Genomic DNA, 22,155 nt, shown 5'->3' on the forward strand with positions numbered 1-22,155 from the left:
TACTCCCGCCCCTGGAAAAACCGGCAGCCGCACAGGCAAACGCTCCTGTTGGTTTCAAATTATCCATGGTGCTTTACAAACCAACTTGAGTTGGAGTAAAATGCTGCACCATTTTGAAATGTGCTGGCGCCGCAGTCAGCAGCAAAAACCGAATTTTATCGAGGTGAGAGTTACATGCCGGTAATTAAAGTACGTGAAAACGAGCCATTTGACGTAGCACTGCGTCGCTTCAAGCGTTCATGCGAGAAAGCAGGCGTTCTGGCTGAAGTTCGTCGTCGTGAGTTCTATGAAAAACCGACTACCGAACGTAAGCGCGCTAAAGCGTCAGCAGTTAAGCGTCACGCCAAGAAACTGGCTCGCGAAAACGCACGCCGCACTCGTCTGTACTAAGTCGTTCCGGAGGTCCGCCTCCACCGCGTGATTCACGCAGACAGAGTCAAGTAAAAGGCCGTGCTTTCCGAAAGGAAGCGCGGCTTGTTGCCGTTTATGAGCTGAAAATCTGGGGCGTATGGCTGGACGAATTCCACGCGTATTTATCAACGATTTACTTGCCCGCACGGATATCGTGGATCTTATCGATGCCCGCGTTAAGCTGAAAAAGCAGGGTAAGAATTTCCATGCGTGCTGTCCTTTCCATAATGAAAAAACGCCCTCTTTCACCGTAAACGGCGAAAAGCAGTTCTATCACTGTTTCGGCTGTGGTGCACACGGCAACGCTATCGACTTTTTAATGAACTTTGATCGTCTGGAGTTTGTGGAAAGTATTGAAGAGTTAGCCACTTCCCACGGTTTAGACGTGCCTTATGAAGCAGGCAGCGGGCCCAGCCAGATGGAACGCCATCAGCGCCAGAGCCTGTATCAGCTGATGGAGAACCTGAACGGTTTTTATCAGCAGGGTCTGCAGCAATCCAGTGCGCAGCCAGCACGCGACTATCTTGATCGTCGTGGTCTGAGCGCCGAAATCATCAATCACTTCGCCATAGGTTACGCGCCAGCCGGCTGGGATAACGTTCTCAAGCGTTTTGGTAAGCAATCGGAAGATCGCGAGTCATTGATGGAAGCGGGCATGCTGGTCAGCAATGACAAAGGCCGAACTTATGACCGGTTTCGCGACCGCGTCATGTTTCCGATTCGCGATAAGCGTGGACGCGTCATAGGTTTTGGCGGACGCGTGCTGGGTAACGATACGCCGAAGTATCTGAACTCGCCGGAAACACCTATTTTCCATAAAGGCCGCCAGCTCTATGGCCTCTATGAAGCCGTTAAGAACCATCCTGAACCCGCCCGCCTGTTAGTGGTTGAGGGATACATGGACGTGGTTGCGCTGGCGCAGTACGGGATAGATTATGCCGTCGCGTCATTAGGCACCTCCACCACTGCTGAACATATTCAGTTGCTTTTCCGCAGTACCGACACCGTGATCTGCTGTTACGACGGCGACAGGGCTGGTCGTGAAGCGGCATGGCGTGCGCTTGAAACCGCATTGCCTTACATGAATGATGGTCGTCAGCTACGCTTTATGTTTTTACCCGATGGTGAAGACCCGGATACGCTGGTACGCAAAGAGGGTAAAGACGCCTTCGAAGCGAGGATGGAGCAGGCGATGCCGCTCTCTTCGTTTTTATTTGATAGCCTGCTGCCGCAGGTGGATCTGAGCTCACGCGACGGAAAAGCGCGCCTGAGCACGCTGGCTTTACCGCTGATTACGCAGATCCCTGGTGAGACCTTACGTATTTATATGCGTCAGGAACTGGGGAATAAACTGGGTATTCTTGACGACAATCAGCTTGAAAAGCTGATGCCGAAGCTGGCCGCAAGTGGAACGACGCCGGTAGCGCCACCGCTGAAGCGTACCACTATGCGCGTGCTGATCGCGTTGCTGATTCAGAGTCCGCAGCTGGCCACCCTGGTGCCTTCGCTTGATGGGCTGTCTGAGTCAAAAATGCCGGGTTTACCGCTATTTATTGAATTAGTGGGCCATTGTAATGAGAATCCTGGATTGACCACCGGTCAGCTACTAGAGTTATATCGCGGAACAAATTTTAGTCAGACGCTTGAAACACTGGCGATCTGGAACCACATGATAGTAGATGAGGAAGCCGAAGCGGTGTTTCAGGACTCGCTGGCCAGCATCTACGACTCTGCTCTTGAAGAGCGCCTGGAGTTTTTGATTGCGCGTGAACGCACCCAGGGACTGAGCGCCGATGAGCGCCGGGAACTCTGGACTCTCAGTCAGGCGTTTGCCAGAAAGTAACTGTTTTCAGCACGCTGCCCGTTCTGACAGATGAAAGGGCAGATTGCCTGTTTTAGTGCCGCTGACACCCGTTTCGCTACCGTGAGTGATGCCGGGACCGAAATAGTCCGCAGTACCACAAGTTAAAGGCCACAGGCGCCGAAGTCAGTCTGGTCACCGCCAGCGCACAGCTTCCGGAACGTACTGAAGTACGTGAGGAAAGCGAGCACTGCCGGGGATAAGAATGGCGAGTAAGCCAGGCCCGCAGCACATAGTTTAAAGGCCGCAGGCGTCGAAGCCAGTCTGGTCACCGCCAGCGCACAGCTTCCGGAGCGTACTGAAGTACGTGAGGAAAGCGAGCACTGCCGGGGAGCAGAATGGCAAGTAAGCCAGGCCCTTAGCACAGAGTTTATACAAGCGGCTTAAGTGCCGATTACTGATGGGCAAAGCCCACGCCGCGACGAAGGCAGCGGCAAGAATTAAATGCCTTTACTGCTATTGTTGGCTCGCTGCCGACCGACACCAATCTAATTTAACAGAAGTGTGGATACCGTCTTATGGAGCAAAACCCGCAGTCACAGCTCAAGCTTCTTGTCACCCGTGGTAAGGAGCAAGGCTATCTGACCTATGCTGAGGTCAATGACCATCTGCCGGAAGATATCGTCGACTCAGATCAGATCGAAGACATCATCCAGATGATTAACGACATGGGTATTCAGGTGGTTGAAGAAGCCCCGGATGCCGACGATCTGATGCTGAACGAAAACAGCTCCGATACTGACGAAGATGCTGCGGAAGCTGCCGCTCAGGTGTTATCCAGCGTTGAATCTGAAATCGGGCGTACCACTGACCCGGTTCGCATGTATATGCGTGAAATGGGTACCGTTGAACTGCTGACGCGCGAAGGCGAAATTGACATCGCTAAGCGTATTGAAGACGGTATCAACCAGGTTCAGTGTTCTGTAGCCGAATACCCTGAAGCGATTACGTATCTTCTGGATCAGTACGACAAAGTTGAAGCAGGCGAATCACGCCTCTCCGATCTGATCACCGGTTTCGTCGATCCTAACGCAGAAGAAGATATCGCCCCAACGGCAACGCACGTGGGCTCTGAACTCTCTGATGCCGATCGTAAGGACGATGAAGAAGAAGATGAGGAGGATGATGACAGCTCCGACGACGATAACTCAATCGATCCGGAACTGGCGCGCGAGAAGTTTTCTGACCTGCGTAAGCAGTATGAAACTACCCGCGCAGTGATTAAAAGCAAAGGTCGCAGTCATGCTGCCGCCGTTGCTGAAATCCAGAACCTCTCTGATGTCTTCAAGCAGTTCCGCCTGGTACCGAAGCAGTTCGATTACCTGGTAGGCAGCATGCGCACCATGATGGAACGCGTCCGTACGCAGGAACGTCTGATCATGAAGCTCTGTATTGAGCTGTGCAAAATGCCGAAGAAAAACTTCATCACGCTGTTTACCGGCAACGAAACCAATGAAACCTGGTTCAAAGCCGCACTGGCCATGAACAAGCCGTGGTCTGAAAAGCTGCTGGAAGTGCAGGATGACGTGACACGTTCCCTGCAGAAACTGGCGCAGGTTGAAGAAGAGACCGGTCTGACCATTGAACAGGTCAAAGACATTAACCGTCGCATGTCGATCGGTGAAGCCAAAGCACGTCGCGCCAAGAAAGAGATGGTGGAAGCTAACCTGCGTCTGGTTATTTCGATTGCCAAGAAATATACCAACCGCGGTCTGCAGTTCCTTGACCTGATTCAGGAAGGTAATATCGGCCTGATGAAAGCGGTAGATAAGTTTGAATATCGCCGTGGTTACAAGTTCTCAACCTATGCGACCTGGTGGATCCGTCAGGCTATCACCCGCTCTATCGCCGACCAGGCGCGTACCATCCGTATTCCGGTGCATATGATTGAGACCATCAACAAGCTCAACCGTATTTCACGCCAGATGCTGCAGGAGATGGGCCGCGAACCTACGCCGGAAGAGCTGGCTGAACGTATGCTGATGCCAGAAGATAAAATCCGCAAGGTGCTGAAAATCGCTAAAGAGCCGATCTCTATGGAGACGCCGATTGGTGATGATGAAGATTCACATCTGGGCGATTTTATCGAAGACACCACGCTGGAGCTGCCGCTGGATTCTGCTACCTCAGAGAGCCTGCGTTCTGCGACCCATGACGTGCTGGCTGGCCTGACCGCGCGCGAAGCGAAAGTGCTGCGCATGCGTTTCGGTATCGATATGAACACTGACCATACGCTGGAAGAAGTGGGCAAACAGTTCGACGTTACGCGTGAACGTATTCGTCAGATTGAAGCCAAAGCTCTGCGTAAACTGCGCCATCCGAGCCGTTCGGAAGTGCTGCGCAGCTTCCTCGACGATTAAGTCAGACAAAGACCCCGGTTCGCCGGGGTTTTTTATGCCTGCCTGTTACCGCCTCTCCCCTGCCCTGCGCAGATTCATTCGTTCCCCGCATGCAGTTCCACATAGAGCTGACGATACGCCTCTACCATCTCGTCCAGGGATGCGCGATTAAGGCCGCTGGGATTCGGCAACACCCACACCTGCGTTTTTCCCATACATATCGGCTGTTTGCCCCATTCGACTTTGCTCTGTTTAAAAGCACGACGAAACGCATCCTTACCCAGAATCGCCAGCGCAGCCGGCTGGTAATCCAGTACCTTTTCCATCAGCCGTTTACCGCCATCGCGCAGCTCATCAGGCGCTAACTCACTCGCCTGTACCGTAGGCCGCTCAACCAGCATGGTGATGCCGCAGCCGGTCTCCGTTAAGCGCTGCTCCTCTTCCGGCTTCAGCTGCTGCTGGGTGAATCCCGCCAGATGGATCACTTTCCAGAACCGGTTGCCGGGATGCGCAAAGTGAAACCCCTGATGGGCCGTTGACTGACCCGGATTAATGCCACAGAACAGCACATCAAGACCGGAGGTGATGATGTCGCGGATCGCGTGTTCACTCATGCCGCCACCTCCAGCGTTCGCTGCTTCAGCGCATCGCGGCTGCGTTGCAGCATCTGGCTGGCCTGCTCTGCATCCGGACAGGCGCGCGCCAGCGCCAGCGCGCCAACCATCTCTGCCAGCATGCTGGAGGCCAGCGCTTCCGCATCGGGCAACTTCAACTCACGTAATATCTGCGTCAGACTGCCGTGCATCGCATTAAAGCCCTGTGCGAAGATCTGCCGTGTCGGCTGTGGAAGATGAGCTACTTCACTCACCAGAGCGGCTAATGGACAGCCCTGCGCTGGTGCATTGCGATGCGCCTCGGAAAGATAGCTATCAATAAAATCTGCCAGCTGTTGCGCTGGCTGGGTCACGGACTCCGCGGGCTTTAAGGTATCGGCTTCAGCAAACATATGCTTCAGCACCTCCTCTACCAGCTCCTCGCGTGAGGTAAAATGCGCATAAAAACCGCCGTGTGTCAGCCCGACCCGCTTCATTAGCGCCGCTACACCAATTCCTTCGGTGCCGGTTTCACGCATCACGCGCGCCGCCTCATCAAGGATACGCCGCCGCGTATGCGCTTTGCTGCTCTGCTTCTCCATCTCATCTCCTGCGGTGTCTGCTACGTAGCGTCTGGCTATTATAGTAATTATTACGGTCATCATATTCCAGCTTGACGACAGATATGATGATCGTCATATTGATGGCTATTATGACGACCATCATACGAGGAAAAAGAGATGTCACAATCAGGCACAGCTTTAATCACCGGCGCATCCAGCGGTATCGGTGCGACCTATGCAAAACGACTGGCAGCACGCGGTTATGATTTGATTCTGGTCGCACGCGATCAGGGGCGGCTCACTACCCTGGCTGACGCACTGGCAAAGCAGCACGATATTCGGGTGACGGTTATGGCGGCTGACTTAACGCACGAGCAGGATCTGCAACGCGTGGAGTCGGAGCTCGCGAACAACGCACAGATTACGCTGCTGCTGAACAACGCGGGCATGGGTGTTGAGGGAGAGTTTCTGGAGGCGGACATCATACGCATTAACACCATGCTGGCGTTAAATATTCTGGCACCCACCCGTCTGGCACAGGCGGCTGGCCGGGCTTTCAAAGCACGCGGTAACGGCATCATTATCAATATCGCCTCGGTGTTGTCGCTGGTGCACGAGATGTTCAACGGCGCTTATAACGCCACTAAGTCTTATGTACTGACTCTGACTCGTGCGATGCAGCGTGAACTCGCAGAGAGCGGCGTGCAGGTACAGGCGGTGTTGCCCGGTGCGACCCGTACGGAGATTTTCGATCGCGCAGGCCAGTCTATTAATGACATCCCGGCTGAAATGCTGATGGACGTTGATGAGATGGTGGACGCCGCGCTTGCCGGACTCGACAGCAAGGAGACGGTAACCATTCCGGCACTGGAGGATCTGCAGATGTGGCACGACTACGATCAGGCTCGTGGCACAATGGTTCCCCACCTTTCACGGAATCAATCAGCATCCCGTTATCGTCAGCGCTGAGTCAGCCATCAGCCATAACGACTGAAGTCCGGTTTCACTAAAGGCACGGAGAAGCATTATCCGTGCCTGTTTGCGACTTCGGGATCGCGGTTCGCCAGATTTGTTATAGAAATCAGCAGGTAAATCACTGCTGCTTATTTCAGCAACCGGTGGCTGAGTGCTGGATTGCCCTGAAGAGATACTTTATAATCCCCGCTCCGCTGGCCCCTTAGCTCAGTGGTTAGAGCAGGCGACTCATAATCGCTTGGTCGCTGGTTCAAGCCCAGCAGGGGCCACCAAATTTATCAATAAGTTAGCATCAATTCTGCACTACTTCAAAATAGCCGGGGATACCTCGGGGATACTTCAAAATACTCAACTTCTCGCTTGAACCCTGCTTTCCACTTGAATAGTGGCAGTCGATGACCGTGAAAAAAAAATTAAAATCTGTCAAATTCATTGTGTTCGTCCCTCTTGCTACTTGAACCGCCACGGAGAGAACTAAGAGGATCAAGGCCAAGCATCGAGCCTGCGCGAACGAGTTGGCTGAAAGCAATGTTTCTAGCGGCGAAGACCGGATTGGTTTTCTCACCGCCACTGTCGCCCTCACCAGCAAGTCCACGGCTCGCCATCATCGTTTTAGCCTTCTCCGCGCTAGAGCTATCGGCCTCTACAATGTAATGCTAGGCATTGCAGTAAAGAATCAGCAGTAAATAATGTTCAAGCTCGAACGTTCCGCGTTCGGAGAGAATTCTGGCATTCTTGTTCCAAACCTCTTCTGCGACCGGGCTAAGCAATCCAGCGAGTGGCTTAATTTGGTTTGCTCGCTTGTTAGCGATTGGAACAACATTTTTCTTACGCTCTGCCCCACTTGCTCGAATAGACATATAAACTCCAATCGATAGGTAGAACTTAAGAATTGATCCTGATTAAGATGAGAAAGCTAGGAAAAAAATTTGATCCTGAATTCGTATGCATAAAAATACGATGAGGCGGGCAGTATAATCAATTCTAGGTCAAAAACTCTCACCCTGCCCTGACCTGCCACGTCAATGCTCATAGCAAATAGCAAATAGTTCACAAACTTTATAGGATAATAATAAATAGCTTTGTAGAAAGCATGTCTAAATTTAGAAAAAATTAACAAATCACAATAAAATTACAAATAACATTTCATAATTTATCCGAGCCGTTCCTCAACTTGAACGGCTCAAGAAAGCACCATCCTAAATGTTAATTTATAACTTTCTTATTAACTTCCCTTCATCTTTATTAAAGGAAACAATTGTATACTCATAACCATCTAAAGCATCCACAAGAACACTTTCGTCTTCTGATGTAGCAAAAATAATTTGCCCATTAATTTTTGTAGATTCAGCAGCATCTTTAAGCAATTCTGCGAAACTAACCTTGTTTGCCTCTTGTTGCCTTGGCTCATCAAATATAATAATTCCAGGATGATTAGTATTGAATGCCTGACCTAAAGAAAATAAACTAATCAAATACCCCCAAATAATTCGAATACCATCACTTGCAGAGGTATCAAAACCGATATCATAACCTTCTCTATTAGGTAAGTAGTTATCTTCTGAGATACCAATTAACTCCGAGTCAAAACTAGTGAAGTTGTATTTTTTCAACCGATCAACGACACCATTTTTCAAATTAAGTAATTTATTTGCATCTTCTTTTGAAAGAATTCGCTCAGGAAAGGAACGTCTCTCCGATGTCAGTTTTTTATATTTCTTATGTAGTGAATCTAATTCCAGTCGAATGTCTGTAATATTTCTTACCGCATCATCAATATCATCAATTGAATTTTCTAAATTTATTTTGTGTCTTAAATACTCTTCTTGCATTGCTAAAGATGGGTAGTCTGTATTTTTTAATTTATTTATCTCGCTTTTAAGTGTTGCAATTTTTGACTCGATTCGTCTTTGCTCTGCTTCCTTAAATTTCAACTGACCATTACAATCTGACAATACAAAATCAAACGCTTTTATCTGCTCTTTAATAAAGACCAAACTACTTTCGTATGTCATAAGATTTTCTTGAGATGAGAAATCCAAGAGATTATCATTATATTGCCCTCCACACGTAGGGCATTCGTTTGATAGTAACTTAGTGGAATCATATACTGATGAGTCTGAAATTTTCTTTAAGTCTTCATATTTCTTCTTATCATCTAAAAGATTTTCCAGTCTCTTTTTTGTAGAAAGTATCTGATAATTAATATAGCTTTTATGATCACTAATATCTTGTATAACCTGCTCTAAAGCGTGAACCTCATCAACTTTAGAGCTAATTTTTCTTTGTACTGAAAATTGCAAAGCTTCATCATTAATATTGCTCAATGCATTAGTTTCTAAGAGATTTAATTCAATAGAATATTCCGTTCTCAATTCAACTAACGACTTTATTTTGTCACCTTCTTTGATAACAAGATCAATTTTATAATTATCAAATTTTACTTCGGGTTGTTCAGGTATTCCAGCGACTACTGCTGATACTTTTGAAGCAACTAATTCAGCATTACGCCGAATCAGTTTCCAATGATTTGATATCTCATCAATACTATTTTTTAATGCACTTCTCTTCAGAATATTTTCATTTACATTTAGAGCCATCAAAAATTCTAGCGCTCTTTTTTTAGCCTCCTTAATACCAAACTGTGTTGGTATTGTAGCCATTATCGATGCCCACCCTTTTTTTTGCTCTACATACCACGCAGGGAAAAGTACAGAGGGGTAAAGGATGGTATCTTTGCCACTATGATTAGGTACCATAGGAAGTGCCCAACCAATAAATTTAGAAAGCCACTTATAAAATCCCATATCACGGTCAGTATCTCCTTCACGATGAAGGAAATATGAGCCACTCTTTATGGAATTATCGTCCTCATTAATTTCATCAATGTAGACTATATTGTCACTTTCAAATCCTATTATGTTCCGCTTTAGAGAGGCGATATTACCATCATGATTTTTTATTTTTAACAATACATATGATGATATTACTTTTACTTCCTTTCCATCAGCTGTAGTTAAAGCTCTTGTAAGTGAGGGAGGAAATGGAATTTTTGCAGCGCCGACTCCTAAAGCTTTTTCCATACCTAATGCGTAGGCTATCGCGTTCATGCAAGTGGATTTACCATGAGAGTTTTCTACTCTCAGTAAAAATAAACCCTTCGAAAATGGGATGGATACGCCGTAGCGCCCATCGGTAGTATTTGCAACAATTTCTAATGAAATTATCTCTAATGACATATCAACCTACCTGAAATATTTTATTAATGTTAGTTTCGGATAACTCTTTTTTATACTTTATTAGTTTAAAACGTTCATCCTTGAACACCTCAAGTGCGATAAGTTTAGCTACGCACAATTCCCCTTTCTCGGAGATTTTGAACTTATCATTATGTCTTATAATAAAACCTTCATACAATAATAATTCAATTGCCCTATCAAGAGTTGGATCCATACGAACTTCAGGCCTAATACTTTCTTTATTTAACGTCCAAATCTCATAGCTTGTACTATTTTGATCGGATTTTAAGGCCCAATTAACCACATGAAGTTTCTTCAAAGAGCAGCAACCAGAACGTCCAACCAGAGAAAAAACTATCAATACTAGACTACAACGCCATAATGGTCTCATGTCACAAGGTAGAAGCTCTGGCCTTTTTGTAAAAGTAAAAGGTTTATTGATAACTTCTTCAATTGTAATTTTCATATGATTTTCTACCTTAAAAATCTAATGGGCAACGTATCAGCCAGTCAGAAATAACGCCCCATGTGATTTTTTCAAGATCTGCCTGTTTGAAAGTTGGAACTTCTTCTTCAATGCATTTTTTCAGCGACTCAATATGTTCAGTCATAATTCCAGATGGTTGTGCATCTGAAGGCGCAAGCATGAACGTACCAACTAAGTTATTCTCTCTTTGCTGTATGCACTTATAAACTACTTCATAGATATCAACCCAATTTGTCTTGAGCGTGTCTAATAAATTTTGATAATCGAGAAACTTTTGAATTAAAAAATTCCTAATCTGTTCTTGCCTTGAAAGTGAATCATTTATTTTTGGTAGTTTTAAATTTAACTTTTCAAGAAAAGAACTATTACTACTAATGAAATCAATTGCACCTTCAATTGTCGTATCATTAAGTTCTAAACTCAGTTGATAAGACTCTTTACGTAAAGCAAATGACTCTTGAATGTAATTCTTCTCAGTTTGCACAATAATTTGAAAATCATCAGTTACATATGAAAGTCCTAAATCTCGAACTTTTAATGATTTATTAGTACAATACTGACTGAGTTTAGATGATTTATTGAACGGTGTAGCCAAAATCCAGCGACTTATTTTTAGGCTACCAAAAAGTTCTTTAAGTTCTTTAACATTAGTTTTAGAGAACTTTTCAATATCGTTATAGATTTTCTTTCGTTGTGCTTTATAAAGCTTATCAATATCACTCGATTGCTCAGGTAAATAACATTGAAAAACGTGTCCTTCCAAAGTGTAGCATTCAAGACCAAAATCTCCGCCATGCGAGTCGGGTAGGTCACAACAGTTTGCGGGTTTATAGTGAAGCCAGATAATGCTTTTGAAATATGATTCCCATGCTTTGGGGTCGCTGTGAGGGTCAGTTCGCATTTCCAAGTCCATTGAAAAAATTTTACGCCAGTATAACCCTTTGTTCTTAAGGGCGTAAATAAAACTGGCTATAAATCCAACACCTACTGGAAAAGATTTTAAAGCACTAAATGAGCCGAACTGCTCATCAAAAGCATCAATTTGGCTTACTAAAAATCTCTGATGCAGCATAAATCTTACCCCAACTGGTTAGTCAGTGGCATTTATGGCACTTGATAGATTAACGATCAATCTCATGCTACTAATCTGTCTAAACCTAGCGGAATGCTCTCACCAATCCTTTAAATTAAAGAGATTTTTCAAGCAGGTTTAAGTATCAAGTCACCACATCGAATGTCTCTCATCATAGCAAGTACTGTATATAAATACAGCTTAAATCTTAATTACAAAGACCGCTAAAATTGACGACAAGGCCACATACCTATGATATTGAAAGTTAATTTTATGATTATCGTCCATTCATACCTCCCATGGCATTTGAGAGTTTGTGAATTATCTCTAACAAAAGGTTGGTTTTAAGGGCAAATGTGAGATGTAAAAGCGACCAATTAAGTCTTGAAAATTTTCGACTAACCAAACAAAAGCTAACAAGCCATTTGCGCAACATGTAAGCACTAAAATCGCTTTCATTTAGTTGATTTAAGGCCGTTAGTTCTAAAATCTCTATCATTAGGAGCTATTCCAATGGTCGATTTCGCCGCTTGGAAGAACAGGATTTAGATTACATTTAGGTGGATCCGTACAGTTATTGTCAGAACTCCAAGAGGCCGCATTCGCGTCCTGAAGGTCAACCTCCAAACCAACAGCCTGCTTTGGCACCAGCTTCCACTGATTTACACGAGTGAGGATGTGGGAATCACCACCAGCGGTTAAAGTCTGCAACCCTTTTAGACGCACAACCTCTTCACGATACTCATTCAGGTAATCATCAGGTTGATACCAAGGCCGCACCACCAGTCCATCACGATGCACAAACGGGCCACCTTGTGCATTGATGTAGCCAGCCCAATCACCTGCATCACCCGCATTATATGACCTGCCCCCAGGATTAGATACAACGCTCAGTTAGTAATGTCGAATCCTTCACTCTCAGAATTACCCTTTCTCCAGGCCGCCGCAAATTCACTCTGATAACCCGACTGATACCCCGGAGTCACTTTTTAACCCTGCAGAGGGTGTATCAGATTATTTTCATAAACCCGCTATATTTACGGATATGAACAAATGCAGTCCAGACGGGCCAATTGAAATCTGCACAACGTGTGCGCTGAGGTCAGATTCACAATTCTGCAGATTAATTTATTGAACAGAAGAGTATGAATAGATTAGAGGTTTATCATGAAAAGTTCATCAAGTGCTGAACTCTGCTGCCGGGTAATTCGTGGAAGAACCATCATGCCGCTGAAGAAAGTTGCGTTGTATCAGGTCGAATTTGAAAATGGCAGATTTGCTGTGTTACGCATTAATAACCTTCTGACGCTTCAGGAAGGCGATATTATCTCAAGAGTTAATGAAGTGTGGTCTGCAGGACCAGATATTATTCAACTGTCACCATTCGAATTTCTCGACCAGGGTGAATCAAAGCGTTATTTCACCGAGTACGAAAGATAATGCAGAGTTATCAGCACATTGAAATTAATGTTACGAAGATATTGCCTCAATGAGGGATAAGGTTAAACAGTATGACTTGCTGCTGCCTGCTGTTCGCAACATAAAAAGACGACGGACTTTATATAACATACAATGACTTACAGTGAGGGCATAAGACTGCCTGTCCTTTATTCTTTTTAGCTACAGACTGTCTGGAAAACTTTTTACACACCGGACACTGTGTATTGGTTTCGCTGCTGTGTAGCGCGTCGAAGAGAAAGCTCAACCAGGTCATGTCGTTATCCTCTGAAATATTTTCCTCAGCGTAACACAGTGCAGGTAAATTAATTTTTTTATCTGTCGGCTCTGATGTTAAACAGGGCTAAGGTGAGGAGAAGGCAGCTGTTTATTTTTTTAACTTTATTTTATCGCCATAAGAGAACGCCAGCCGGTTAATCAGGATAGCTACGAATAACGGAAACAGGACTATAATCAATATCATCTATACCTGTTTATCACCTCCAGCCCTTCTTTTGGCTCCTTTTTTGTCATCCTTTCTTTTTTTCCGGATCCAGCTGCTGCGTAAGCGCAAGGAAATGAGTGTGAAAATAAAACTGACGACGTGGTTCAGCCGGGAAAGTGAATTACCCGATGAGCATTTTCCTTTGTTCCCGACAGAAGGTATTTATCAGGCCCATCGGCCAGATATTTTTTCGGCTGAACAAATGGATAACTACGGCGAAAAATTAGCGAAAACGCATAATCTGTCGGGTGGAAAATGGTCCTACCGACTGTTGCAGCAGCTGGCAGATAATGAATTGTCATTGACGCGCAGCGCAGAGATCCTGAGTGAAGGCGATAAGCGCAGCCAGTCACCGGCGGCCGTCTGGATACTGGATAATTTTTACATCATTGAAGAGCAGATCCGCCTGGTCCGGCACCTGTTACCGGCAAAATTCGGTAAAGGACTGCCCATGCTGGAGGAGTCGGCTCATTACCTGCGCATCCAGGCTATCGCCGAGGAGATGATTAAGCACAGTGATGGCCGACTGGAAACCAGCGTCCTGCATCCTTTTATCGCTGCTTACCAGCGCGTTACGCCCCTGCTGCTCGGCGAACTGTGGGCCATGCCTGCCATGTTACGGTTTGCGCTTATCAACAATCTGGCCCGGATTGCGGCTGACGTGGCCAGGGTACATCAGGAACGTAATAAAGCGGAGCAGTGGATCAGCGATATCCTCTCCACTGCCGCCGAAGATGCGTCAAAAGTTATTCTGGTCATCGCTGATATGGCCCGCCAGAACCCGCAGGTTTCCGGCGCTTTCGTCGCTGAACTTGAACGGCGCTTAAGTGGCCAGAACAATACTCTGGCGTTAACCTGGGTCGAACAACAGCTGGAAAATACCGGCCGGAAAACCTCGGAAGTCATTGAGCAGTTCAACCGGCAGCTGGCCCTGAGTCAGCTCTCTGTCAGCAATAGTATTACCGGCCTGCGGCAACTCGGCGAAATTGACTGGCAGGCCTTTGTCGAATCCGTCAGCCTGGTTGAGAAAGTCCTGCAGCAGGATCCCACCGGGACATACCCGCTGATGCATTTTGACAGTCGCGATGACTACCGCCACGTGATTGAACGTCTGGCACGGCACAGTCGGTTTGATGAACGTGAAGTCGCCCAGGCTGTGCTGACGCTGGCCAGCCAGCCTGATCTTCCCCTGCGTCAGCAGCATGTCGGCTATTACCTGCTGGATAAAGGATTTCAGCAACTGGAACAGCAGCTTGACGTTAAGGTGACGTGGCTGAACAGGAGCCGGCAGCATCTGAGCCAGACTCCTTTACTCTCCTGGTTAGGCAGCCTTTTACTGCTGACAACCGCGTTTACCGCCGAGATGCTCTACAGCACCCATCAGGCGGGCATGGCATCTTTATTGTGGTTGCTGGTGCTGCCCGCCATCATTGTCAGCAGCCAGCTAGCCTTGCAGTTGCTGAGCGAGTTAACCACCCGTAGCCGCCATCCCCTTCCCCTGCCCCGACTCGATTATTCTCTGGCGGTACCGGAGCATGACCGCACACTGGTAGTTATCCCCTGTTTACTCAGCAGCAATGAGGGAACAGACGCCCTGCTGCGCTCTCTGGAAATCTGCTATCTCGGTAACGCCTTAGCGAATATCAGTTTTGCGTTACTGACCGACTTTACCGATAGCGTCGAACAGGACCATCATCATGACGCCGCGCTTATCCGTTACGCCGTGCTGAAAACAGAAGCGCTGAATCGGCGCTACAGCGGGGGTAAATCGGACATTGCGCTCTTCTCCCTGTTACACCGTGACCGCACCCATAATATTTCTCAGGGCGTCTGGATGGGGTATGAACGCAAGCGCGGTAAGATCCATGCCCTGAATCGCTGGCTTCAGGGTGAAGAAAACGCCTTCAGCGTCACGGTAGGTGCCACACAGGCTCAGCTGCACAGCGTTAAATATGTGATTACTCTCGACAGCGACACAATACTGCCGCGTGAGACTGCGCATAAGCTGATTGGCGTCATGGCCCACCCGCTCAACGCGCCGGTGTTCGATGATGTCAAAAATCGGGTGGTTGAAGGCTATGCCATCCTGCAGCCTCGTCTGGCTGAAGAGATACCGGTTAACGGTCAGAGCCGCTATGCCCGGCTGTGCAGCAGCATTCCGGGGAATGATGCTTACTCCTCACTCTCATCCGATATTTATCAGGATCTGTTTGGTGAAGGCTCATTTGTCGGCAAGGGTATTTACGATGTCGCTGCCTTTAGCCGGGCGATACGCAATACCTGTCCGGAAAATCTGGTGCTGAGCCATGACCTGCTTGAGGGGTGCTATGCCCGCTCCGGTGTGGTCAGTAACGTCGTCCTGTATGAACAATATCCGGATAGTTATCTGAGCGATGTTGCCCGACGATTTCGCTGGGTGCGGGGCGACTGGCAGCTCCTTAACTGGCTACGGTTGCAGGTGCGGCAGGAAGATTGCAGTCGTCAAAAGAACCCGCTCAGTGCGCTTTCCCGCTGGAAATTAACAGACAACCTGCGCCGCAGCCTGGTGGCGCCTGCCCTGCTGATGCTGGTGTTTATGCTGTGCACGATAGTACCGAACCCGGCATTCTGGGTCGGATGCATCATGCTCTTTCTGCTGCTTCCGGGACTGCCAGCGTTGGTAATCGACGGGGTGACGAAAAGTAAAAAGCGTGCCTGGCGGCAGCATTTATCCATGCTGGTCACCGATGCCTTTAACCGCCTCTCCCGCGCTGGCCTGGCGCTGGCCATCCTGCCTCACGAGAGTTACTGGTCGCTGAAGGCGATTATCGTAACCTTATGGCGCCTGACTATCAGCCACCGCTTTCTGAACGAGTGGAAAAGCGCTTCATCACAGAAACCTGTCGAGCCTGATGTGCGCCATTTCTACCGCCGCATGTGGATTAATCCGGTAGCAGGCGCGGCTCTGGTATTCCTGACCAGCCTGAGCATGCCGTTGATGACGCATGTCGCACTGGCGCTCGCTTTATTGTGGGCGGTCGCCCCCGCGTTACTGAGCCGCATGAGCCAGCCCAAACGCGCTCAGCCAGGCAGCCTTTCAGCGGAACAGCGCCTCTTTTTGCGTCGCACCGCGCGTAAAACCTGGGCCTGGTTTAACGAATTTGCCAGCAGTGACAACAACCATTTGCCGCCGGATAATCTGCAGGAGATTCCGGAGTCGCGGGTGGCCAACCGGACCTCACCGACCAACATTGGCCTGTCGCTGCTGGCAAACCTGACGGCATGGGATTTTGGTTATATCAGCCAGAATCGGGTCATCAGCCGTACTCTCGACACCCTCGATACCCTTGATCGAATGGAGCATTTCAGAGGACATCTTTATAACTGGTATGACACCCAGACGTTAAAACCACTGAACCCACGCTACGTCTCAACCGTAGACAGCGGTAATATGGCGGCTCACCTTGTGACCCTTCAGGCTGGCCTGGCGCAGTGGAAATACCAGCCGGTGATGTCTCTCCCCTGTATCCTGGAAGGTCTCTCCGATACCTTCTCACTGCTTAAAGACCAACTGAGCGACACCCGCAGCGACATTGTGGAGCAAATCGATGCGCAGTTAAGCCTGATGCAGCGCGCTTCGCCCGTCGATTTTCACGCCGGGATGCAGGCTCTGCTGGCATTAAGCGTATTGGCAGAACAGGCTTATCTTCCGACAACGCGGGTAAACTGGCCGGCGCTTTTCCAGCAGCAGCTGGTCGATTTTACTCAGGAGTGGTCCCTCCTTTTCAGCTGGGTTAGCCCGGATGCGCCACTGCCTGCCGACATTCCGTCATTGCTGTGGCTCGCTGAGTTGAACCTGAACCGCCCCGGACTCCCGGAAAAACAGGCAGAGACTGCAATATGGGCCGCCCGCGAACGGATGGCTGCCCTGCTGGAGCTGGACAGCCGCCTTAGCGATCACGCCAGTATGGACTTCCGCTTTCTCTATTATCCGGCCACGTCTTTACTCAGCGTGGGCTATAACATGGACAGCGGTCTGCTGGACGCCAGCAAATATGACCTTTTCCCTTCAGAAGTCCGCCTGACGCACTACTTTGCTATCTCCACCAGCCAGCTTCCGGCCAAGAGCTGGTTTGTACTGGGTCGCTTATTTACTCAGCTGAATAACCAGCCCGCCGTGATGTCATGGAGCGGCTCAATGTTTGAATACCTGATGCCGCACCTGGTCATGCCGGTTTACCCCGACACGCTGCTGGAAAAGATGGCGTTATCGGCGGTCAGGCAACAAATTGTCTCGGGTAACAGCACCGATACGCCCTGGGGCGTTTCGGAATCGGGTTACGCTGCGTTTGACGTCAATCATAACTACCAGTATCGGGCATTTGGTACGCCAGAACTGGGTCTGAAACGCGGCCTGAATGACAATCATGTTGTTGCGCCCTATGCGACGCTGCTGGCGCTGATGGTGCTGCCGCAGGAGGCGACGGCTAATCTGATAAGACTTAAAAAAATGGGTGCCAGCGGTGACTACGGTTATTACGAAGCGCTGGATTTCACCGCGGATCGACTGGCTCCCGGTCAGCCATTTGCGATCGTCAAATCGTATATGGCCCATCACCAGGCGATGGGATTGCTAGCACTCTCTCACCAGCTGCTGGATGCGCCCATGGTCGCGCGCTTTATGTCCAGCGCACTGTTTCAGTCGTCGCGTTTGCTGCTTCAGGAAAAAGTGCCTGATGATATTGAGCTCTATACCCCACGCCGCAGTTTTGTCGAAAACAGTGACCCTAAACAGCAGCGCAGCATTCCCGACCAGCGTGAATTCAGTGGTTCAGATCCGCGCCAGCCACAACTTCAGCTGCTTTCCAATGCAGATTATCATCTGATGGTGACGCACGCGGGGACAGGCTACAGCCAGTGGAAGGGGCTGGCACTCACCCGCTGGCGTGCAGATAGCACCAGCAACAACTACGGAACGTTCTGCTACGTTACCGATCTGCAATCCGCCGAAGTGATTGCTCACAGCTATCAGCCGACCTGCTGCGAGCGTCCGCATTATAAAACCCGTTTCAATGATGCCGGGATTGAGTTTGACGCTTCAGGCACCACCTTCAGCATTCACACGCATATCGTGGTCTCCCCGGAAGATGATGTGGAGATCAGACGCATCACGGTCACTAACCGTTCCCGTCAGACCCGCCCATTCGATATCACCAGCTACACAGAAGTGGTACTGGCACCAGCAGCCAGCGATATGGCCCACCCTGCGTTCAGTAATCTGTTCGTCCAGACTGAAATCGTTGACAGGCTGGAAGCGATTCTGGCTCACCGTCGGCCACGTGAAGAGAATGAAGTGACGGCATGGATGTTTCACGCGATGGCGATACATGGCAATACCGGCCGCCAGACCTCTTTTGAAACCGACCGGGCTCGTTTTCTCGGGCGTGGCAGGACGCCAGCCGATGCTCAGGCGCTGATGCCGGGCAGTGAATTAACGGGTCAGCAGGGAGCGGTGTTAGATCCCGTGTTATCAATTCGCCAGTCAGTGACGTTAAAAGCGGGAGAGGCCGTCACCATCGATATGCTTTACGGTGTGACACTTCAGCGTGACACCACTATTGCGCTGATTGAGAAGTACCGTAACCACATCAGCGCCGATCGGGTGTTTGAACTGGCGTGGTCTCATAGTCAGGTCGCCTTGCGTCAGTTGAATATCCGCACCGAAGATACCAGCCTGTTTAATCAGCTGGCCAGTGCCGTGCTGTTTTCCAGTGCCGAAATGCGTGGCGAATCAGACGCGCTGATGCAGAACCGGCTGGGCCAGGAGTCATTGTGGCGTCATGCGATTTCGGGTGATCTGCCGATTCTTCTGGTTCGGATAGAAAACATTAATCAGCTCGACCTGGTCACCACCCTCATTCAGGCGCATCAGTACTGGCGACAAAAAGGGCTGACGGTCGATCTGCTCATCCTGAACAGCGACCAGGGCGGCTACCAGCAGAACCTGTTCAATCAGCTCACGACCCTGATCCCCGCCGGAGATGAACGGCAGCAGGCGGACAAACCTGGCGGCATATTTATCCGCAAAAGCGAAAGTTTTTCCGCTGACGATCTGCAACTGTTGCTGAGCGTCGCGGCGGTCGTGCTGGAAGGCCGGAACGGCAGCCTCGCCGATCAGCTCAGCACGCTGTTAAAACCGGTGCGCACCCCGCCGGCTTTTGCGTTTCCATCGGTCAGTAAGACGCCGCCGCCTGCAGCCGTCACCTTTTCGCCGGAGCGGTTGCAGTTTTTTAATGGCACCGGTGGCTTCAACGAGGACGGCAGCGAATATCACATCATTCTTTCCGGCCAGCAGCAGACACCTGCGCCGTGGTGCAATGTGCTGGCCAACAGCCAGTTGGGCACCGTCATTTCCGAGAGTGGCCAGGGCTATAGCTGGTATGAAAACGCGCATGAATATCGTCTGACGCCCTGGCACAATGACCCCGTCAGTGACAGCTCTGGCGAAGCGCTTTATCTGCGTGATGAAGAGACGGGTGATGTCTGGTCGCCCACGCCGCTTCCGGTTCGCGGCAAGGGGGATTATCTGACCCGTCATGGCTTCGGTTACAGCACGTTTGAACACACGGAGTATGGCATCAGCAGCACGTTAACGGTGTTCGTGGCAGAAGAGGCGCCGGTCAGACTTTCCCTGCTGACGCTGAGTAACCTCTCTGGCAAAACGCGTAATCTGTCGATTACCGGATACGTCGAATGGGTTCTGGGTGAGCTGGCGAGCCGCTCCGCAAGGCATGTGGTGACGTCCCCTGCCGCTATCGCGACAGGCAGCGCGGTTCTGGCCAGAAACTTTTATAACAGCACGGGCTCTGCACGGACCGCTTTTTTTGCCGTCACAGGTACCCGGATTGCGCACAGCGGCAACCGGCTTGAGTGTCTGGGTCGTAACGGCACCACACGGCAGCCCGCGATGATGAATGTTCGCGGTCTGTCGGGTAACACCGGGGCAGGAATGGATCCCTGCGCCGCGCTGCAGACGCTGACGACACTGATTGACGGCGACAGCCGCAGCTTTGTTTTTGCCCTCGGCGTGGGGGAAGATGAGGGTACAGTGACCGCGCTGATGCAGCAGTTCCTCTCCACCGGGGAGGCTCAGAACGAGCTGACCAAAGTTAAACAGCACTGGCACCAGCTACTGACTAAAGTGCAAATCCAGACACCGGCAACGGAGGTCGATTTACTGGCAAACGGCTGGCTGCTGTACCAGACGCTGGCCAGCCGTTTGCTGGCGCGCAGCGGATACTATCAGTCTGGTGGTGCCTTTGGTTTCCGCGATCAGTTGCAGGATACGCTGGCGCTGACTCACGCTGCCCCGCAGCGCCTGCGCGATCAGCTGTTGTTGTGTGCATCCCGCCAGTTTATCGAGGGAGATGTACAGCACTGGTGGCATCCGCCTGCTGGCCGCGGCGTCAGAACCCGCTGCTCCGACGACTACCTGTGGCTGCCCTATGCGCTGTGCCGCTATGTGCAGGCAACCGATGATATTGCGCTGCTGTCACAGCCCGTCAGCTACCTTGAAGGTCGCCTGCTGGCAGAGGACGAAGAGTCTGTCTATGAGCTTCCGGGCGTCAGTAAGATTAACGAACCGCTATGGCAGCACTGCGTTCGCGCGGTTAACCACGCCCTTACTTTCGGTCAGCACGGCCTCCCGCTGATGGGTTCCGGGGACTGGAACGATGGTATGAGTACCGTCGGGATTGCCGGCAAGGGTGAAAGCGTCTGGCTCGGCTTCTTCCTCTATACGGTTCTGGACCGCTTTGCCGCGCTGGCTGTGCGGTTCGGCGATACCGATACCGCCCGCCACTGTCAGGAGCACGCGCAGACGCTCAAAACCGCGCTTAACCATGCGGCCTGGGATGGCGAATGGTATCTGCGCGGCTTTTTTGACAGTGGCCAGACGCTCGGTTCACATGCTGACAGTGAGTGCCGGATAGACGCCATTGCCCAGAGCTGGTCGGTACTCTCTGGCGCAGGCGAGGACGCCAGATGCCGGTCAGCGATGGAGGCGCTTTATCAGCATCTGGTTGATAAGGATAACCGGCTGATTAAATTGCTCACTCCGCCTTTCGATGGTGCAGGGCCAAATCCGGGCTACATTCGCGGTTATTTACCGGGCGTCAGGGAAAATGGCGGTCAGTACACCCATGGGGCTCTGTGGGCGATTATGGCCTTTGCGGCGATGGGTGAAACAGAGCGCGCCTGGTCCCTGCTCTCTATGATTAATCCGGTTAATCATAGTGGCAATCAACAGGATATGGCGATCTACAAAGCAGAGCCTTATGTGATGGCTGCGGATGTGTATGCGGCCGAAGGCCACAGCGGGCGGGGTGGCTGGACCTGGTATACCGGTTCGTCAGGCTGGACCTATCAGCTTATCAGTGAGAGTCTGCTTGGGATAAGCCGGCGCGGCAACGCGCTGTCTGTCCGGCCACAGCTTCCCGCTGACTGGTCAGAGATAAAAATTGTCTACCGTGAGGGGGAAGGGATCTACAACATCCGGGTCACTCGCGGTGACAGCATTTATCAGCTGTGGCTGGATGGCAAACGGTGTGACGGTGACGAAATAGCGCTGGAAAGCCATCGCCAGGAACATCAGGTTGAAGTCAGGCTGGGCTCTGCATCAGGTTAAGTTAAACC

General features: G+C 49.9%; 14 protein-coding genes and 1 tRNA gene. 7 read left to right on the forward strand and 8 right to left on the reverse strand.

Going from position 1 to position 22,155, the window contains the following annotated elements; all coding sequences use genetic code 11:
- Positions 1–174: 174 nt before the first annotated feature.
- The 3 genes from rpsU (at position 175) to rpoD (ending at position 4,632) form a co-directional block, all read left to right on the forward strand.
- Positions 175–390: a 30S ribosomal protein S21 gene (rpsU, locus tag GVJ63_RS13355; protein ID WP_001144069.1), complete on the forward strand. Its 216-nt coding sequence runs from the start codon at positions 175–177 to the stop codon at positions 388–390.
- A gap of 118 nt (positions 391–508) precedes the next feature.
- Complete coding sequence (gene dnaG, locus GVJ63_RS13360; RefSeq protein ID WP_159227002.1) at positions 509–2,254, forward strand: DNA primase; 1,746 nt, start codon at positions 509–511, stop codon at positions 2,252–2,254.
- Between the two features lie 536 nt (positions 2,255–2,790).
- A complete protein-coding gene (gene rpoD, locus GVJ63_RS13365; RefSeq protein WP_010678531.1) occupies positions 2,791–4,632 on the forward strand; it encodes an RNA polymerase sigma factor RpoD in 1,842 nt (613 codons plus the stop codon).
- Positions 4,633–4,706: 74 nt separating this feature from the next.
- Here rpoD and mug read toward each other — a convergent pair whose 3' ends face one another.
- Both mug and GVJ63_RS13375 read right to left on the reverse strand, forming a co-directional pair.
- Entirely contained in the window at positions 4,707–5,225 is a 519-nt protein-coding gene (gene mug / locus GVJ63_RS13370) for a G/U mismatch-specific DNA glycosylase (protein WP_033758840.1), read from the reverse strand.
- Positions 5,222–5,806: a TetR/AcrR family transcriptional regulator gene (locus GVJ63_RS13375; protein ID WP_154210442.1), complete on the reverse strand. Its 585-nt coding sequence runs from the start codon at positions 5,804–5,806 to the stop codon at positions 5,222–5,224. Before GVJ63_RS13375 ends, mug begins: the two co-directional genes overlap by 4 nt.
- 138 nt (positions 5,807–5,944) lie before the next feature.
- Between GVJ63_RS13375 and GVJ63_RS13380 the strand changes: the two genes are divergently transcribed.
- Both GVJ63_RS13380 and GVJ63_RS13385 read left to right on the forward strand, forming a co-directional pair.
- Positions 5,945–6,736 carry an SDR family oxidoreductase gene (locus tag GVJ63_RS13380; protein ID WP_159227003.1) on the forward strand — a complete coding sequence of 264 codons (792 nt, stop codon included), beginning with the start codon at positions 5,945–5,947 and terminating at the stop codon, positions 6,734–6,736.
- A 202-nt stretch (positions 6,737–6,938) separates the two neighbouring features.
- A tRNA-Ile gene (locus GVJ63_RS13385) sits at positions 6,939–7,014 on the forward strand.
- Between the two features lie 384 nt (positions 7,015–7,398).
- On the opposite strand, the gene GVJ63_RS22380 is transcribed toward GVJ63_RS13385, so the two are convergent.
- From GVJ63_RS22380 to GVJ63_RS13410, 5 genes are all read right to left on the reverse strand, one after another.
- A complete protein-coding gene (locus GVJ63_RS22380; RefSeq protein ID WP_235038357.1) occupies positions 7,399–7,602 on the reverse strand; it encodes a hypothetical protein in 204 nt (67 codons plus the stop codon).
- A 351-nt stretch (positions 7,603–7,953) separates the two neighbouring features.
- A complete protein-coding gene (locus GVJ63_RS13395; protein WP_235038358.1) occupies positions 7,954–9,981 on the reverse strand; it encodes a hypothetical protein in 2,028 nt (675 codons plus the stop codon).
- A gap of 1 nt (position 9,982) precedes the next feature.
- A complete protein-coding gene (locus GVJ63_RS13400; protein WP_159227004.1) occupies positions 9,983–10,447 on the reverse strand; it encodes a serine/threonine protein kinase in 465 nt (154 codons plus the stop codon).
- 13 nt (positions 10,448–10,460) lie between these two features.
- Entirely contained in the window at positions 10,461–11,540 is a 1,080-nt protein-coding gene (locus GVJ63_RS13405) for a hypothetical protein (RefSeq protein WP_235038359.1), read from the reverse strand.
- A gap of 498 nt (positions 11,541–12,038) precedes the next feature.
- Positions 12,039–12,341 carry a hypothetical protein gene (locus GVJ63_RS13410; RefSeq protein ID WP_159227005.1) on the reverse strand — a complete coding sequence of 101 codons (303 nt, stop codon included), beginning with the start codon at positions 12,339–12,341 and terminating at the stop codon, positions 12,039–12,041.
- Positions 12,342–12,707: 366 nt separating this feature from the next.
- Between GVJ63_RS13410 and GVJ63_RS13415 the strand changes: the two genes are divergently transcribed.
- Positions 12,708–12,980, forward strand: a complete 273-nt coding sequence (locus tag GVJ63_RS13415; RefSeq protein ID WP_223566104.1) for a hypothetical protein — start codon at positions 12,708–12,710, stop codon at positions 12,978–12,980.
- A 118-nt stretch (positions 12,981–13,098) separates the two neighbouring features.
- On the opposite strand, the gene GVJ63_RS22495 is transcribed toward GVJ63_RS13415, so the two are convergent.
- Entirely contained in the window at positions 13,099–13,254 is a 156-nt protein-coding gene (locus GVJ63_RS22495; protein WP_216844881.1) for a YnfU family zinc-binding protein, read from the reverse strand.
- Positions 13,255–13,561: 307 nt separating this feature from the next.
- Here GVJ63_RS22495 and GVJ63_RS13420 point away from each other — a divergent pair, with 307 nt between their 5' ends.
- A complete protein-coding gene (locus tag GVJ63_RS13420) occupies positions 13,562–22,147 on the forward strand; it encodes a GH36-type glycosyl hydrolase domain-containing protein (protein WP_159227006.1) in 8,586 nt (2,861 codons plus the stop codon).
- The last annotated feature ends 8 nt before the right edge of the window (positions 22,148–22,155 follow it).

Origin of the sequence: Pantoea sp. 18059, from assembly GCF_902706165.1 — a bacterium.
Lineage (GTDB): Bacteria > Pseudomonadota > Gammaproteobacteria > Enterobacterales > Enterobacteriaceae > Pantoea > Pantoea agglomerans.